This window comes from Pseudonocardia lutea (genome assembly GCF_042658055.1).
Classification (GTDB): domain Bacteria; phylum Actinomycetota; class Actinomycetes; order Mycobacteriales; family Pseudonocardiaceae; genus Pseudonocardia; species Pseudonocardia lutea.
The window spans coordinates 148,727-162,849 of the sequence record NZ_JBHSQK010000010.1 but is presented as its reverse complement, the minus strand read 5'-3'; the positions used below and the strand labels follow the sequence as shown (position 1 = coordinate 162,849).

General features: G+C 72.0%; 16 protein-coding genes and 1 tRNA gene. 8 read left to right on the top strand and 9 right to left on the bottom strand.

The window, feature by feature from the left end; genetic code table 11:
• Positions 1-13: 13 nt before the first annotated feature.
• Positions 14-90, top strand: a tRNA-Met gene (locus tag ACFQH9_RS06240).
• 73 nt (positions 91-163) lie between these two features.
• Here the strand turns inward: ACFQH9_RS06240 and ACFQH9_RS06235 are convergent.
• Entirely contained in the window at positions 164-1,234 is a 1,071-nt protein-coding gene (locus tag ACFQH9_RS06235; protein ID WP_379564928.1) for a helix-turn-helix transcriptional regulator, read from the bottom strand.
• A 413-nt stretch (positions 1,235-1,647) separates the two neighbouring features.
• On the opposite strand from ACFQH9_RS06235, the gene ACFQH9_RS06230 reads away from it, so the two are divergent.
• The 7 genes from ACFQH9_RS06230 to ACFQH9_RS06200 all read left to right on the top strand — a co-directional run bounded on the left by ACFQH9_RS06230 (position 1,648) and on the right by ACFQH9_RS06200 (position 8,176).
• The gene (locus ACFQH9_RS06230) at positions 1,648-2,808 is read left to right on the top strand and encodes a glutathione-independent formaldehyde dehydrogenase (protein ID WP_379564927.1); all 1,161 of its coding nucleotides are present in this window, start codon (positions 1,648-1,650) and stop codon (positions 2,806-2,808) included.
• Between the two features lies 1 nt (position 2,809).
• On the top strand, positions 2,810-3,385 hold the full coding sequence (locus tag ACFQH9_RS06225; protein ID WP_379564926.1) for a type 1 glutamine amidotransferase domain-containing protein: 576 nt from the start codon (positions 2,810-2,812) through the stop codon (positions 3,383-3,385).
• Positions 3,382-3,867 (top strand): hypothetical protein, encoded by a 486-nt coding sequence (locus ACFQH9_RS06220; protein WP_379564925.1) that lies wholly within the window; start codon positions 3,382-3,384, stop codon positions 3,865-3,867. The genes ACFQH9_RS06225 and ACFQH9_RS06220 overlap by 4 nt, the downstream gene beginning before the upstream one ends.
• A complete protein-coding gene (locus ACFQH9_RS06215) occupies positions 3,864-5,039 on the top strand; it encodes a zinc-dependent alcohol dehydrogenase (protein WP_379564924.1) in 1,176 nt (391 codons plus the stop codon). The genes ACFQH9_RS06220 and ACFQH9_RS06215 overlap by 4 nt, the downstream gene beginning before the upstream one ends.
• Before the next feature lie 125 nt (positions 5,040-5,164).
• A complete protein-coding gene (locus ACFQH9_RS06210; RefSeq protein WP_379564923.1) occupies positions 5,165-5,707 on the top strand; it encodes an SRPBCC family protein in 543 nt (180 codons plus the stop codon).
• Positions 5,704-6,879, top strand: a complete 1,176-nt coding sequence (locus ACFQH9_RS06205) for a zinc-dependent alcohol dehydrogenase (protein WP_379564922.1) — start codon at positions 5,704-5,706, stop codon at positions 6,877-6,879. Before ACFQH9_RS06210 ends, ACFQH9_RS06205 begins: the two co-directional genes overlap by 4 nt.
• A gap of 139 nt (positions 6,880-7,018) precedes the next feature.
• Positions 7,019-8,176, top strand: coding sequence for a hypothetical protein (locus tag ACFQH9_RS06200; RefSeq protein ID WP_379564921.1), 1,158 nt, complete (start codon positions 7,019-7,021; stop codon positions 8,174-8,176).
• An 83-nt stretch (positions 8,177-8,259) separates the two neighbouring features.
• Here ACFQH9_RS06200 and ACFQH9_RS06195 read toward each other — a convergent pair whose 3' ends face one another.
• The 8 genes from ACFQH9_RS06195 to ACFQH9_RS06160 all read right to left on the bottom strand — a co-directional run bounded on the left by ACFQH9_RS06195 (position 8,260) and on the right by ACFQH9_RS06160 (position 14,113).
• Positions 8,260-8,652: a hypothetical protein gene (locus ACFQH9_RS06195; protein WP_379564920.1), complete on the bottom strand. Its 393-nt coding sequence runs from the start codon at positions 8,650-8,652 to the stop codon at positions 8,260-8,262.
• Positions 8,649-9,734, bottom strand: a complete 1,086-nt coding sequence (gene pqqE, locus ACFQH9_RS06190) for a pyrroloquinoline quinone biosynthesis protein PqqE (RefSeq protein ID WP_379564919.1) — start codon at positions 9,732-9,734, stop codon at positions 8,649-8,651. Before pqqE ends, ACFQH9_RS06195 begins: the two co-directional genes overlap by 4 nt.
• On the bottom strand, positions 9,727-10,062 hold the full coding sequence (pqqD, locus tag ACFQH9_RS06185) for a pyrroloquinoline quinone biosynthesis peptide chaperone PqqD (protein WP_379564918.1): 336 nt from the start codon (positions 10,060-10,062) through the stop codon (positions 9,727-9,729). The genes pqqE and pqqD overlap by 8 nt, the downstream gene beginning before the upstream one ends.
• Before the next feature lie 5 nt (positions 10,063-10,067).
• Positions 10,068-10,790, bottom strand: a complete 723-nt coding sequence (pqqC, locus tag ACFQH9_RS06180) for a pyrroloquinoline-quinone synthase PqqC (RefSeq protein WP_379564917.1) — start codon at positions 10,788-10,790, stop codon at positions 10,068-10,070.
• A gap of 10 nt (positions 10,791-10,800) precedes the next feature.
• Positions 10,801-11,691, bottom strand: a complete 891-nt coding sequence (gene pqqB, locus ACFQH9_RS06175; protein ID WP_379564916.1) for a pyrroloquinoline quinone biosynthesis protein PqqB — start codon at positions 11,689-11,691, stop codon at positions 10,801-10,803.
• A gap of 68 nt (positions 11,692-11,759) precedes the next feature.
• Positions 11,760-11,858, bottom strand: a complete 99-nt coding sequence (pqqA, locus tag ACFQH9_RS06170; protein ID WP_379564915.1) for a pyrroloquinoline quinone precursor peptide PqqA — start codon at positions 11,856-11,858, stop codon at positions 11,760-11,762.
• A 76-nt stretch (positions 11,859-11,934) separates the two neighbouring features.
• The gene (locus ACFQH9_RS06165) at positions 11,935-13,632 is read right to left on the bottom strand and encodes a PQQ-dependent dehydrogenase, methanol/ethanol family (RefSeq protein ID WP_379564914.1); all 1,698 of its coding nucleotides are present in this window, start codon (positions 13,630-13,632) and stop codon (positions 11,935-11,937) included.
• 13 nt (positions 13,633-13,645) lie between these two features.
• The gene (locus ACFQH9_RS06160; protein ID WP_379564913.1) at positions 13,646-14,113 is read right to left on the bottom strand and encodes an MSMEG_3727 family PQQ-associated protein; all 468 of its coding nucleotides are present in this window, start codon (positions 14,111-14,113) and stop codon (positions 13,646-13,648) included.
• Positions 14,114-14,123 lie beyond the last annotated feature (10 nt).

Genomic DNA, 14,123 nt, shown 5'->3' with positions numbered 1-14,123 from the left:
CCGACCACAGCGACGCGGGGTGGAGCAGCTCGGTAGCTCGCTGGGCTCATAACCCAGAGGTCGCAGGTTCGAATCCTGCCCCCGCTACCAGCCGGAAACGGCCCTCCGGAGATGATCCGGAGGGCCGTTTCCTCGTGTTGCGGCCAGATCTGTGACCAGGGGGTCATCCGGCGTCGTCCAGTCGGGGTCGCAGCTCTGTCCCGCCGGTGCTGTGCTGCGGCGCCGAGGCACGCATGGGCAGGGTGGGAACGTAGAGACCGTCCCGTTCGGCGCGGACCGCGGCGAGTGTCCTCGTCGGTGTCCCGAGCTTGCCGAGGATGTGTTCCAGGTGGGTGGCCACGGTCCGCGGGGCCACGACGAGCGTGCGGGCGATCTCCTGGTTGGAGCACCCCTCGACCAGGAGGCCCAGCACCTCCATCTCCCGCGGGGTCAGCCCGTGCAGGTCGGTCGCCGGTGACAGCAGGGCCAGAGCGGTCAGGCCCGGCGGCACGTCCTCGGGTGCCGCCAGGACGGTGACGCGCACGTGCCCGTCGGGAGCGTGAGGGCCGCCCATCGGCCAGAGGAAGGACGAGTACACGTGCCCCTCCCGGATCCGCTCACGGGCGACGGCCAGGGCGGGGGAGCGGGGGGCCAGCAGCGCGTCCGCCCGCAGGCCCGGCAGCGCCTGGCAGCCGCCGTCCGCGCGTAGCACCACGCCGGCGACGGCCGCCCGCACCAGGCGCGCGGCGGCGAGCAGTGAACGCATCGGATCGATGCCGTGCGCGAGCACCGGCGCGAGCCGCTCGAGTCGGCGGCGGATGGCCGGCGACGGTGGCTGCGGGCTGCCGGACAGCAGCGCGAGGAAGCCGACGTGCCGGCCTCCGGGCGCGAACAGGGCGAGCACCAACGCCCCGTGGATTCCGGCCGGGATCAGGCACTCGGCCCAGGTCGGGAGCTCCTCGGCGGGGTAGGGCAGGTCGGAGGGACTCAACGGCGGACGGGCCCGGTCGGTGCCGGTGACCTCGATGTCCCGTGCCGTCAGCCGACCGCGGAGGAAGTCCACGGTCGAGACATCGAGGTCGACGCTCGCCAGGGAGAGGTAGCCGTGGCCCAGCGGGTCGGCGAGCGCCAGCCATGCACCGTCGAACGAGACGACGCTGCGAAGGACCCCGAGCAGGGCCTGCGCGCGCGCGGACGCGGTGCCTGCCGAGGCCGCGGTCGCGGCCAACAGCAGCTCACCGTCCTCCTTGAGCACATGTCTCCCCTTCTGCAGCCGGGCGAAGCGGCGGATCCGGGCCTCGCCCGGGCCCGACTGCTCGACCGGCCGGGGCAGAACACGGCGCCCGGTACCAGTACCCCGGAGATCCGGCTTTCCACATCTGTGGGCGAGATAGATCCAGATGCCCGTGAGCCCTCGCTCGAACGGACGCGAGCGGGACCGTCGTGCGGCCGCTCGATCCGGGCGTTCCTCGATCCTCGTCGGTCCTGACGATGTCCTGACCGTGCGGCCTCGGCGCGGGGTGGCCGGAGGGAGACGGCCGCGTCGATCTCGTCCCCGCCGCGTCGGTATCGGCAGATCTGCCGATACCGGTTCCCTCGCAGCCCTGGGTGTAATCGAGGGCCCGGTTGAGCCGGAGCGGTGGGATTCAACGGCGACGAGGAGGCAGCATGAAGGCAGTGGTCTACGAAGGGCCGCGGCAGGTCAGTGTCAAGGACGTACCGGACGCCCGGATCGAGCGGCCGACGGACGTCCTGGTGCGGATCACGTCGGCGAACATCTGCGGCTCGGACCTGCACATGTACGAGGGTCGGACCGACTTCGAGCCCGGCCGTTGGTTCGGGCACGAGAACCTGGGCCAGGTGGTCGAGGTCGGCGACGGGGTCGACAAGGTCCAGGTGGGGGAATACGTCGTCCTGCCGTTCAACATCGCCTGCGGACACTGCAAGAACTGCGAGCGCCAGCTCACGAACTACTGTCTGACCGCGCAGCCGGAGCCGAACATGGCCGGCGCCGCATACGGCTTCGCCGACATGGGCCCGTACGCCGGGGGACAGGCCGAGCTGCTGCGCGTGCCCTGGGGTGACTTCAACTGCCTGCGGCTGGGGGAGGACGCCGAGCAGCGCCAGACCGACTACGTGATGCTCGCCGACATCTTCCCGACCGGCTACCACGCCACGGAGATGGCCGGCGTGCAGCCCGGCGACCAGACGGTCATCTACGGCGCCGGACCGGTCGGGCTGATGGCCGCCCTCTCGGCGACCATCCGAGGAGCCGGCAAGGTGATGGTCGTCGACCGGCACCCCGACCGGCTGCGGCTGGCCGAGTCGATCGGCGCGATCGCCATCGACGACTCGAAGGTCGATCCGGTGCAGGTTGTTCTCGACGAGACGATGGGGCTGGGTGCGGACAACGGCTGCGAGTGCGTCGGCTACCAGGCGCACGAGCCCGACGGGCAGGAGCAGGCCAACCTCACGATGAACCGATTGGTCGCCTCGGTGCGCTTCACCGGGAAGATCGGCAACGTCGGCGTCTTCGTGCCCAAGGACCCCGGGGGCAGCGACGAGCTGGCGAAGCAGGGCAGGATCGCCTTCGACTACGGCATGTTCTGGTTCAAGGGCCAGCACATCGGCAGTGGTCAGGCGCCGGTCAAGAAGTACAACCGGCAGCTGCGCGACCTGATCGCCGCGGGCAAGGCCGAGCCGTCGTTCATCGTCAGCCACGAGCTGCCCCTCGACCGCGCGCCGGAGGCCTACGAGCACTTCGACAAGCGGGACGACGGTTGGACGAAGGTCGTCCTGCGCCCGGGGATGGCGGGGACGGGTGCCTGACATGGCAGGAGTGCTGGACGGACGCCGGATCGCCATTCTCGCGGCTGACGGCGTGGAGCGGGTCGAGCTGGAGCGGCCGCGGCAGGCGCTGGAGGACGCCGGTGCCCACACAGACGTCGTCTCCATCACCGGCGGCGAGATCCGGGCCCGCGACCACGACCTCGAGGACGCCGGCACCTTCGCGGTCGACCAGCTGGTCGACGCGGTGTCGGTCGACGACTACGAGGCGCTGCTCCTGCCCGGTGGGACGGTGAACCCGGACAAGCTGCGGATGGAACCCGCGGCGGTGCGGTTCGTCCGGGACTTCGTCCGGTCGGGCAAGCCGGTCGCCTCGATCTGCCACGGCCCCTGGAACTTCGTCGAGGCCGACGTCGCGCGCGGCCGCCGGCTGACCTCGTGGCCGAGCGTGCGCACGGACCTGCGCAACGCCGGGGCGGAGGTGGTCGACGAGCAGGTCGTCACGGACGGCAACATCACGACGAGCCGATCGCCCGACGACCTGCCGGCCTTCTGCGAGCGCATCGTGCAGGAATTCGCCGGCGCCCCGCAGTCCGCAGGCGCGGGAGGCCGTGCATGATCTCCTCCCTCGGGAACGTGGCGTCCCTCGCCGCCCGCGCCGGTGGAAGCGTCGTCCGCCAGGTGCGGTCGGTCATCGACCCGTCCGCGGCCCGGCCGGCCGGCGCGACCCAGCCGGCGTCCGGGTGGCTCGTGCTGACCGTGTTCCGGGAGCCGTCCGAGATCGACACCGCCAAGCCGCCCGCACCCCTGGCGGAGTTCGGCGAACAGCTCGAGGTCCGTGTCCGCCCGGCCGCCGACGGCAAGGGCACCGAGCTCGGCGTCCGGCTGCGCACCCAGCCCTCCGGCGGCACCCTCGGTCGGCTGAGCGGCAGCGACCCGCACGCCGACCTGCGCTCCGCGCTCCGTCGGGCCAAGCAGCTCATCGAGGTGGGCGAGGTGCTGGCGGTGGACCCCGCACCGCACGGCAAGCGGACGCCGACCCCCGGCGGAGCGCTCCTCGAGGTGTGGACCAAGGTGGCGCCCAAGGCAGGTGTGCGGTGAAGGCGGTGACCTGGCGGGGGGTCAACGAGATCGGCGTCGAGGACGTCCCCGAGCCCACGATCCTCAACCACCACGACATCATCGTCGAGGTGGGGCTGAGCGCGACCTGCGGCTCGGACCTGCACCTGGTGGGCGGCTACATCCCTGCCATGCGCGCGGGGGACGTGCTCGGACACGAGTTCATGGGCACGGTCGCCGAGGTCGGGCCCGGGGTCACGAAGCATCAGGTGGGCGACCGCGTGGTGGTGGTCTCCTTCATCGGCTGCGGGCAGTGCTGGTACTGCCGACAGGGGCTGTGGTCCCTGTGCGACAACGGCAACCCCAACCCGGGGATCACCGAGGTGCTGTGGGGCCAGTCCATCGGCGGCTGCTTCGGGTACTCCCACGCGATGGGCGGCTGGGCGGGCAGCCACGCCCGCTACATCCGGGTGCCCTATGCCGACCAGGGGGCCTTCGCCATCCCTGACGGCGTGTCCGACGAGCGGGCGCTGTTCGCCTCCGATGCGGCGCCGACCGGCTGGACGGGGGCGCACCAGGCCCAGGTGCGGCCGGGTGACGTCGTCGCGGTGTGGGGGGCCGGCGGCGTGGGGCAGATGGCCGCGCGCGCGGCCACGATCATGGGCGCCGAGCGGGTCGTGGTCATCGACCGGTACGACAACCGGCTCGAGCAGGTCCGCACCCACATCGGGGCGGAGACCCTCGACTACGAGGAGGTGGACGTCCCCGCCGAGCTCCGCGAGATGACCGGTGGCCGGGGACCGGACGTCTGCATCGAGGCGGTGGGCATGGAGGCGCACCACCCGGGCCCGCAGTACCTCTACGACCAGGTCAAGCAGCAGATGCGGCTGCAGACCGACCGGCCCACGGCGGTGCGGGAGGCCATCTACGCCTGCCGCAAGGGCGGGACGGTGTTCACCCTCGGCGTCTTCGCCGGCGTCGTGGACAAGTTCCCCCTCGGCGCGGTGATGAACAAGGCACTGACTCTGCGTGGTGCCCAGCAGCACGGGCACCGCTACATCCCGGAGATCCTCGACCGCATGAGCCGGGACGAGGTGACGACAGAGCATCTCGCCACCCACGTGATGCCGCTCGACGACGGGCCGAAGGGCTACCGGATGTTCAAGGACAAGGAGGACGGCTGCGTCCGGGCGGTGTTCCGTCCGGATGGGTGAGGCGCCGACCGGCGGTCGCTCGCCGGCCGGTGCGGTGTGGGGGACCTGCGGACCGCCGCGCAGGCCGTCGGGGGCGGGGAGATCGGCTCCGTGTGGCGGTACGGGGCTCACGCAAAGGAGGATCGGTGGAGCTGACGGCGACGACGACCATTCGCAAACCCGCGCCGGAGGTCTATGCGTTCTGGCGCAACCTGGAGAACCTCCCGACGTTCATGGCGCATCTCGAGGAGGTCCGCGCCACCGGGGACCGTACGAGCCACTGGTCTGCCGGCGCCCCGTTCGGCGAGAACGTCGGGTGGGACGCGGAGATCGTCGACGAGGCGCCCGGCGAGCGGATCGCGTGGCGGTCGACGGGGAACGCGGACGTGCCGAACGCCGGAACGGTCCGGTTCGTGCCCGCCCCGGACGGTGTGAGCACCGAGGTGCACGTCGCCCTGGAGTACGACGTCCCGGGCGGCCCGGTCGGTAAGGCGGTCGCCAAGTACTTCGGCGAGGAACCGCACCAGCAGCTCGACGACGACCTGCGCCGGCTCAAGCAGGTGCTGGAGACCGGCGAAGTGGTCCGGTCCGAGGGCGCCCCGTGGGGCAAGCGGGCCCGCAAGGAGTTCCCGCAACGTCCGGCGCAACCGCTGTCGGACTCCGAACTCGCGAAGGGAGCGGACGCGTGAGGGCGAACACCTGGGCGGGCCGCAACAAGGTCGAGGTCCGTGACGTGCCGGACCCGAGGATCCTGAACAGGCGCGACGCCATCGTACGGATCACCTCCACCGCGATCTGCGGCTCGGACCTGCACCTGGTCGACGGGTACGTGCCCACGATGCAGGACGGCGACGTCATGGGTCACGAATTCATGGGTGAGGTCATCGAGGTCGGGCCGGGAGTCGATCCGGATCGGCTGCGCGTCGGGGACCGGGTCGTCGTGCCGTTCCCGATCGCGTGCGGCGCGTGCGGTGCCTGCACCGCCGAGCTGTACTCCTGCTGCGAGAACTCCAACCCCAACGCCGGGATCGCGGAGAAGATGTTCGGTCACCCGGTCGCCGGGCTCTTCGGCTACTCGCACCTGACCGGCGGCTTTGCCGGCGGTCAGGCGCAGTACGCGCGGGTGCCGTTCGCCGACGTCGGTCCGTTGAAGATCGAATCCGATCTGACCGACGAGCAGGTGCTGTTCCTCTCCGACATCCTGCCCACCGGCTACATGGGTGCTGAGATGTGCGACATCCAGTCCGGTGACGTGGTGGCGGTGTGGGGCGCCGGCCCGGTCGGCCAGTTCGCCATGGACAGCGCGCGGGTGCTCGGCGCCGCGGAGGTCATCGCCATCGACAAGGAGCCGTACCGGCTGCAGATGGCCGAACGGGCAGGCCACACGCCGGTGAACTTCGAGGAGGTCGACGTACGGTCCCGGCTGCTGGAACTGACCGGTGGGCGGGGACCGGACAAGTGCATCGACGCGGTCGGCCTCGAGTCCACCCACGGCAGCGCGCACATCTCCGCGTACGACCGGGTCAAGCAGGCCGTACGGTCCGAGACCGACCGCCCCCATGCCCTGCGTCAGGCGATCCTGTCCTGCCGCAGCGGCGGCGTGGTCTCGGTGATCGGCGTCTACGGAGGTCTGGTGGACAAGTTCCCCGCCGGCGCGTGGATGAACCGTGCGCTGACCCTGCGCACCGGGCAATGCCACGTGCAGCGCTACATGAGGCCGCTGCTGCAGCGCATCGAGCGCGGAGAGATCGACCCGACCCGGATCATCACCCACACCCTGCCGCTCGACCAGGCGGAGCGCGGCTTCGACATCTTCAAGAACAAGCAGGACGACTGCGAGAAGGTCGTCCTCAAACCCTGACGGCCACCCGACTCCTGTCCCAGCCGGTCGACGCAGATCTCGCGCATCGTCTTCTCGTGGACGCGGCGCGGCTGCCGGCCGGAGATCGCCGGTCCGCGGTTCAGCGGCCGTCGCCACCAACCTCCCCGGGGAGTTGCCGATGACCGACGAAGCACAGACGAGGGGGCAGGCGCCGGAGACGGGTCCGGAGCGCGGAGTCGTCACCGTCGGCCTCGTCGCGACGCCGCCCGACCACCCCGCACGGGTCTCCGAACGGCTCACGCGGGAGCTTCCCGGGCTGCTCGCCGCCCAGGTCGACCGGGACCTGCGCTGGGAGGTCCGCTCGGGGTGGGGTGCGGTCGCCCCTCGCCGCTACGGGGGTGCGGACGCGCTGCTCGACGACGTCGCCCGGCGCCGGGAGGGGTGCGGGTGGGACCTCGCTGTATGCCTGACCGACCTGCCCCTGCACGCCCAGCGGGTGCCGCTCGTCGCGCACTGCTCGGCGCGACGCCGGGTCGGTGTCGTCTCGCTGCCCGCGCTCGGACTCGGACAGCTGCGCGCGGGGCGTACCGCGGTCGCCGGCCTGGTCGAAGGCCTGCTCGCCGCCGACGAGCGGTCCGACCGACCGATGCCCGACCGGCAGGCGGCACGGATGGTGGAGGATGTCGCGCCCATCCACCGGTTCGTGGACGACGAGACCGACGACGGCGAGGTCGGGTTCGTCGCGTCCCGGGCGGCCGGGCGGCTGCGTCTGGCCGCCGGCATGGTCCGGGCGAACCGGCCCGGCCGGGCGCTGCTGGGGCTGTCCAAGCTCCTGGTGGGAGCGTTCGGGACGGCGGCCTTCTCGCTGGCCACCACCTCCATCTGGAAGATGGGCGACGCCCTCGACGGCCTGCGGCTGACGGTGATCATGCTGCTGTCCGTCACCGCCCTGGTCGGCTGGCTCGTGTTCACCCACCACCTTTGGGAGAAGCCGTCACCGGACACCCCTGCCGAGCTCGCCCGCCTGTTCAACCTGGGGACGGTGATCACGCTCGGCCTGGCGGCGGCGGTGTCGTACGCCGTGCTGTTCGTGGGGACCCTCGCCGCCGCGGCGATGCTGATCGACGCCTCCGTGCTCGAGCAGAACCTCGGGCACCCCGTCGGCCTGCCCGGCTACCTCACGCTGGCCTGGATCATCAGCTCCATGGCCACGGTCGGTGGCGCCATCGGGTCCGGGCTCGAGGACGAGGAGCACGTGCGTGCCGCGGCCTACGGCTACCACCCGACGCCGGGCGGGTGGCACGACGAGCAGCACGAGGAACCGGACGACCGCTGACCACCAGAGGTCGCAGGTCCGGATCCTGCCCCCGCTACCACCACGGAAGGCCCCGGGACGGTGTCCAGGGGCCTTCCGCATGCTCAGGGTCGTTCCTCCTGCAGGCGGGGCGGGCACGGCTCGCGGCCGTGCCGCAGCCGCCACCACACCGACGGGGTCGGACGGTCGAACGGGGCGACGACCCGGACCGCGGCCCAGTCCTCGTCGGCGAAGTAGGCCGCGCGGCATCTCCGCCACCGGTCGGCGACCTCGCGGAGCGCCTCGAGGGGCAGGGGAGGGCCGTGGAGGGACCGCTGGACGGCCGTCAGCCAGGGCAGCAGCTCGTGGCAGATCGGGTGGGGGACGTCGGCGTACGTGCACTCGTGGCGCAGCGCCGCGGCGTCGCACCCGATGCGGTAGGCCAGCTCCGCCTGGTCGGCGTCCGGGTGGCCGGGCCGCTGCTGGGCGCGGGTCGGCCTCGGGAACGGGGCCGTCACGACGACCCGGCCCGGTGCGGTCGGGGGACGAGGACGCCCGGTCGCGCCTCCTCGTCGGCGGCCCGCACGGCCTCGTCGACGAGCGCGTGGTCGGGGGAGAGGTGGCAGACCGGGTCGGTGCGGGCGGCGTCGCCGGTGAGCTGGAAGGCCTGGCAGCGGCAGCCCCCGAAGTCGATCTCCCGGCGGTCGCAGCTCCGGCAGGGATCCGGCATCCAGTCCGTCCCCCGGAACCGCTGGAACAGCGGCGAGTCCGTCCAGATGCGGACGAGGGAGTCCTCGCGCACGCTGGCGCGGGGGAGCGGCAGCGTCTGCGCGGCCGGGCAGGGCAGGGCGTCGCCGTTGGGCGCCACGGTGAGCTGGCGCGTGGCCCAGCCGCCCATGCAGGGCTTCGGGTAGCGCTCGTAGTAGTCGGGCAGGACGTAGACGACGTCCATCCGCCCCGCCAGGCGCCGGCTCGCGTCCCGGACGACCACCTCCGCGCGGTCGAGCTGGTCCCGCGTCGGCAGGAGCGCGGCCCGGTTGCGCCAGGCCCAGCCGTAGTACTGGGTGTTGGCCAGCTCGACGCGGTCGGCGCACAGGTCCTCGGCGAGCCCGACGATGTCGGCGAGCCCGTCGATGTTCTGCCGGTGCAGGACGACGTTGACCGTGAGCGGCCAGCCCAGCTCCTTCACCACCCGCGCCGCCTCGATCTTGCGGGCGTAGGAGGGCGTCCCGGCGATCCGGTCCGACACCGCCGGGTCCTCGGCCTGGATGCTGATCTGCACGTGGTCGAGGCCGGCCTCGCGCAGCTCCTCGGCGCGGCGCCGGGACAGCCCGACGGCGCTCGTCACCAGGTTCGTGTAGAGGCCCAGCTCGGTCGCCCGACGCACGAGGTCCACGAGGTCCCGCCGCAGGAGCGGCTCGCCCCCGGACAGGTGGCACTGCAGGACGCCCAGCTCACGGGCCTCCTCGAGCACCCGGAGCCACTCCGCCGTCGTCAGCTCGTCGCGGTAGCCGGCGAGGTCGATCGGGTTGGAGCAGTACGGGCAGGCGAGCGGGCAGCGGTAGGTGAGCTCGGCGAGCAGGCCGAAGGGCCTATCCATCGACGTCCTCCGGAGTCTCCGGGTCGATCACGGGGTCGATCACGACGCACCGGCGGTCGACGAGACCGGCGAGGAAGCGCTGCACGTCGCCCTCGGCCACCTGCGCGTAGCGCCGCCGCAGGTCCGCGACGATCTCCGCGACGGTCCGGTGGCCGTCGCACAGGCCGAGGATGTCCGCTCCGGTGCCGTTCAGCACGACCACGGCCTCGGGGCGCAGCAGGACGTGCCGCTCCCGCGCCCGGTCGTAGCTGAGCCGGACGTGCCGCGCGAGCCGGGGGCGTCCGTCGAGGGACACCACCCCGGCCACCGCGGATTCGGGTGAGGGCATCGCGTTCACTCCGGGTAGGCCCGGTCGACGGCGTCCATCAGGCTCCAGAGCACGTCGCACTTGAACGTCAGCGCGGCCACCGCGCGCTCCTGCTCCTCCGGGGTGCGGCAGTACTCGGTCACGACCTGCAGGGCGTGCTCGGAGTCCCGGGGCGCCTGGTGCAGCCGGTTCCGGAAGTAGGTCAGGCCCTCCCGGTCGATCCACGGGTAGTACCGCTCGAACGCGGCGAGGCGTTCGGCCATCAGGTCCGGCGCGAAGAGCTCGGTGAGCGACGACGCCACCGCGTCCACCCAGGGCTGTGTGCGGGCGAAGGTCACGTAGGCGTCGACGGCGAACCGCACCCCCGGGACCAGGTGCCGGTGGTCGAGCACCTCCTCGCGGGGCAGTCCGGCGGCCTCCGCCAGGCGCAGCCACGCCTCGATGCCGCCCTCGGTGCCCGTCGTGCCGTCGTGGTCGACGATGCGGCGGATCCACCGCCGCCGGACCTCCAGGACGGGGCAGTTGGCCAGGATCGCGGCGTCCTTGCGGGGGATGTTCTCCTGGTAGTAGAAGCGGTTCGCCACCCAGCCGCGGATCTGCCGGGGGCTCAGCAGGCCGGCGTTCATCCGGACGTGGAAGGGGTGCTGGTCGTGGTAGCGCTGCGACCGCGCACGCAGCGCGTCGACGAAGTCCTCCGTCGGCCCCGTCGGCCCCGTCGTCCCGGTCGTCCCGATCGTCTCGGCCGTCATGACACCCCTCTCAGACCTCGACCTCGAGGCCGTCCGTGGCGATCTCCATCCCGCGCTCCGCGACGGCCCTGCGCTCCGGCGAGTCGTCCAGGAGCACGGGGTTGCTGTTGTTGAGGTGGACGTAGAGCGTCCGTCCGACGGACAGCGCCGCGAGCTGCTCGAGGCTGCCGCCGGGGCCGTGCATCGGGACGTGCCCCATGTCGCGGGCGGTCTTCGTCGCGAGGCCCAGCCGGACCATCTCGTCGTCCGTCCAGCACGTGCCGTCGAGGAGCAGGCAGGCGCAGTCCTGCAGGTGCTCCCGCACCGCGCTCAGGTCCTGCACGCCCGGCAGGTACACCGCGGTCCGGCCGCTGCGGGTGTCGGTCAGCCGGTACCCGACGACGCGTCCCTCGGACCGCCCGGGACCGAAGCGGGCCGCCTTCCGGGTCGGGACGTCGAAGGCGCGGTAGGACAGCCCGTCCGCCAGGGCGACGTCGGCGCCCGGCACGACGGGACGCCAGTCGACGGGGCAGTAGCGCTCGAGTGTCCGCAGGATCGCGGATCCCTGGCACAGGGTCTCGCGCACCGCGGCCGTGGCGTGCAGCTCCAGCGCCCGTGCCTCGCGCAGCAGGAGCAGGCCGAGCGTGTGGTCGAGCTCGGCGTCGGTGAGCAGCACGGCCCGCAGCGGCGTCGCCCGGCCCGGGCGCGGGTGCAGGGCGGGGAAGGCCTCGATCTGCGCCCGGACGTCCGGCGAGGCGTTGAGCAGGAACCAGGACCGGCGGTCGGCGCTCACCGCGACCGACGACTGCGTGCGCGGCGTGCAGGGGCGCGTCCCGTCGCGCACGGCGCGGCACCCCGGGCAGTCGCAGTTCCATTGCGGGAACCCGCCACCGGCGGCCGCTCCGAGCACCCGCAGCCACATCCGCACACCTCGTCCCCGGACCGGGGAGGGCGCCGGACCCGCGGGCCCGGCGCCCTCCCCACCTCCTGTCAGTCGGTCTCCCACCGGGCGACGTACATCGTCACCTCGGGGGCGACCCCGATCTCGTCGAACTCCGGTGGCTCCCACACGGCGAGCTGGGACTCCATGGACTCACCTCCCCTCTGCGCGAACTGCGGGATCCGTGACGCCTCCTGCGATCAAGGGGCTACGGTCCGGGACGGCCTACTCCTCCGGGAGCGCGAAGGCGATCAGCGCGCTGCCGTGGCCGGCGCCGAGCATGCCGGGCAGGAAGCCCTCGGCCCAGCCGCCCCACCCGACCGGCACGACGACGTACTGCCGGCCGTCGACCATGTACGTGGACGGGCTGCTGTGGTGGCCGCTGCCGCACTGGAACTGCCAGAGCAGGTCGCCGGTGCGGGCGTCGAGCGCGTTGAACTCCCCGGTCGGTTCGCCGGCGAACACCAGGTCGCCGCCCGTGGCGAGCACCGACGCGCACATCGGGAGATCGTTGCGCCAACGCCACTTCTCCTCGCCGTTGGCGTCGAAGGCGCTGATCGAGCCCGCCATGTCCTCGATGTCCACCTGCACGCCCGCGCCCCAGTAGGGGATGCTCTCCTTGAACTCGCGGCGGCGGCGGGTGGCCGTCGCGCCGGTGTCCTGGACGGGCACGTAGAACAGCTCGGTCCGCGGGCTGTACGCCGCGTGCGTCCACTCCTTGGCGCCGGCCGGGCCGGGGTAGAAGTGGACCGGTTCACCCTCCTTGTCGGGGTACTTCGACGCCGTCACCTTGCCGTCGCGGGTGATGTTGCCCCAGTCGATCCGGTCGACGAACGGGGTGACCTGGACGAGCTGGCCGTTGGTGCGGTCGAGGACGAAGAAGTAGCCGTTCTTGTCGAAGTGCCCGAGCAGCTTGCGCCCCTCCGACTCGAACAGGATGCACTCCGCGATGCTGTCGTAGTCCCACACGTCGTGCGGGGTGCACTGGTAGTGCCAGCGAATCTGCCCGCTGTCCACGTCCACGGCGATGATGCTGTCCGTGTAGAGGTTGTCGCCCTCCCGGACCTCGCCGTCGAAGTCCGGCGCCGGGTTGCCCGTGCCCACGTACAGCAGGTTCGTCTCGGGGTCGAAGGTGCCGGTCAACCAGCAGTTGGCCCCGCCCCTCGCCCACGCCTGGCCGTCGGCGGGCCAGGTCTCGGAACCGGGCTCGCCCGGCTTGGGGATCGTGTAGCAGCGCCACACGTGGTCGCCGCTCTCGATGTCGAACGCGTCCAGGTGGCCGCGGACGCCGAACTCGCCGCCCGAGCTGCCCACGATGACCATGTTCTTGATCACCAGCGGCGCCACGGTCGCGCTCTCGCCGGCACGCACGTCGCCGTAGGTCCGGTCCCAGACCCGCTTGCCGTTCGTGGCGTCGAGCGCGAGCACGTGGGCGTTCGCCGTGACGAAGAAGACCTTGCCCTGGGCCACGGCGACCCCGCGGTTGACGTTCCCGCAGCACAGCGACACGTCGAACGGGACGGCGTGCTTGTAGCGCCAGATCTCCACGCCCGTCTTCGCGTCGAGGGCCCACATCCAGCCGTCCCAGCCGGACACGAACATGATCCCGTCGACGACGAGCGGGGTGGCCTCGAACGAGTAGGTGGACGCGCCCGCGATCAGGCCGGTGGTACCGGCCTGGAAGACCCACGCCGGGGTCAGCCGCTTGACGTTCTCGGTGTTGATCTGGTCCAGCGGGCTGTACCGCTGGCCGTCGTAGGCGCCGTAGTAGGTGAGCCAGTTCTGCGGCTCCGAGCGGGCCTCGAGGATGCGCTCGTAGGTGACGTCGGAGGTGACGTTCGGGGCGGTGTCCGCGCCCGGGGTCTTGTAGTTCAGAGTGCCCTGGTCGATGGCCTCGCCGGCGTCGACGTACTCGACGGTCATGGTCTGCTCCTTCCTACGGCCGCGGCTGGTCGGGTCGGTCGAGGCGCGCCTCGGGCGGGACGTCGCCCAGCACGACGATGGCGCCGGTCAGACCCCGGCCCTCGTCGTTCCCGGTCGGCGAGCTGAACCAGTAGTAGCCGGGCCCGTCGAGATTGAGCCTGGCCCGGCCGCGGGAATGGTTCACCAACCAGATGAACTTCCGGTCGCCATTGCTGGGGAACAGCGCACAATGCGTGTTGAGGTCGTCGTTGAAGATCTCGATCTCGAGGTCGCCGCCGTGCGGCATGACGATGACCGACGGATCCCAGGCGATCTCGTCGGGGTTGATCCGGAGCCGGGCGTGCATCGTGCCGTCCTCGCGCTCCGTGGCCTGCTCGACGTTGCCGGTCGCGAGCACGCGGCCGATGGGTCCCTTGTTCTGGGCGTCCAACCCCAGCTTGTGCAGCAGATCCGCCCTGTCGTGGGCGCTGGTCGTCGTCATCGGCTCCGCC

Bases quoted from the DNA above. Each gene is read 5' to 3' on its own strand.
- ACFQH9_RS06200 (WP_379564921.1), top strand. From the start codon at position 7,019: ATGACCGACGAAGCACAGACGAGGGGGCAGGCGCCGGAGACGGGTCCG.
- pqqE (WP_379564919.1), bottom strand. From the start codon at position 9,734: ATGGATAGGCCCTTCGGCCTGCTCGCCGAGCTCACCTACCGCTGCCCG.
- ACFQH9_RS06160 (WP_379564913.1), bottom strand. From the start codon at position 14,113: ATGACGACGACCAGCGCCCACGACAGGGCGGATCTGCTGCACAAGCTG.
- pqqA (WP_379564915.1), bottom strand. From the start codon at position 11,858: ATGGAGTCCCAGCTCGCCGTGTGGGAGCCACCGGAGTTCGACGAGATC.
- pqqD (WP_379564918.1), bottom strand. From the start codon at position 10,062: ATGCCCTCACCCGAATCCGCGGTGGCCGGGGTGGTGTCCCTCGACGGA.
- ACFQH9_RS06225 (WP_379564926.1), top strand. From the start codon at position 2,810: ATGGCAGGAGTGCTGGACGGACGCCGGATCGCCATTCTCGCGGCTGAC.
- pqqB (WP_379564916.1), bottom strand. From the start codon at position 11,691: ATGTGGCTGCGGGTGCTCGGAGCGGCCGCCGGTGGCGGGTTCCCGCAA.
- ACFQH9_RS06230 (WP_379564927.1), top strand. From the start codon at position 1,648: ATGAAGGCAGTGGTCTACGAAGGGCCGCGGCAGGTCAGTGTCAAGGAC.
- ACFQH9_RS06165 (WP_379564914.1), bottom strand. From the start codon at position 13,632: ATGACCGTCGAGTACGTCGACGCCGGCGAGGCCATCGACCAGGGCACT.
- ACFQH9_RS06220 (WP_379564925.1), top strand. From the start codon at position 3,382: ATGATCTCCTCCCTCGGGAACGTGGCGTCCCTCGCCGCCCGCGCCGGT.
- pqqC (WP_379564917.1), bottom strand. From the start codon at position 10,790: ATGACGGCCGAGACGATCGGGACGACCGGGACGACGGGGCCGACGGGG.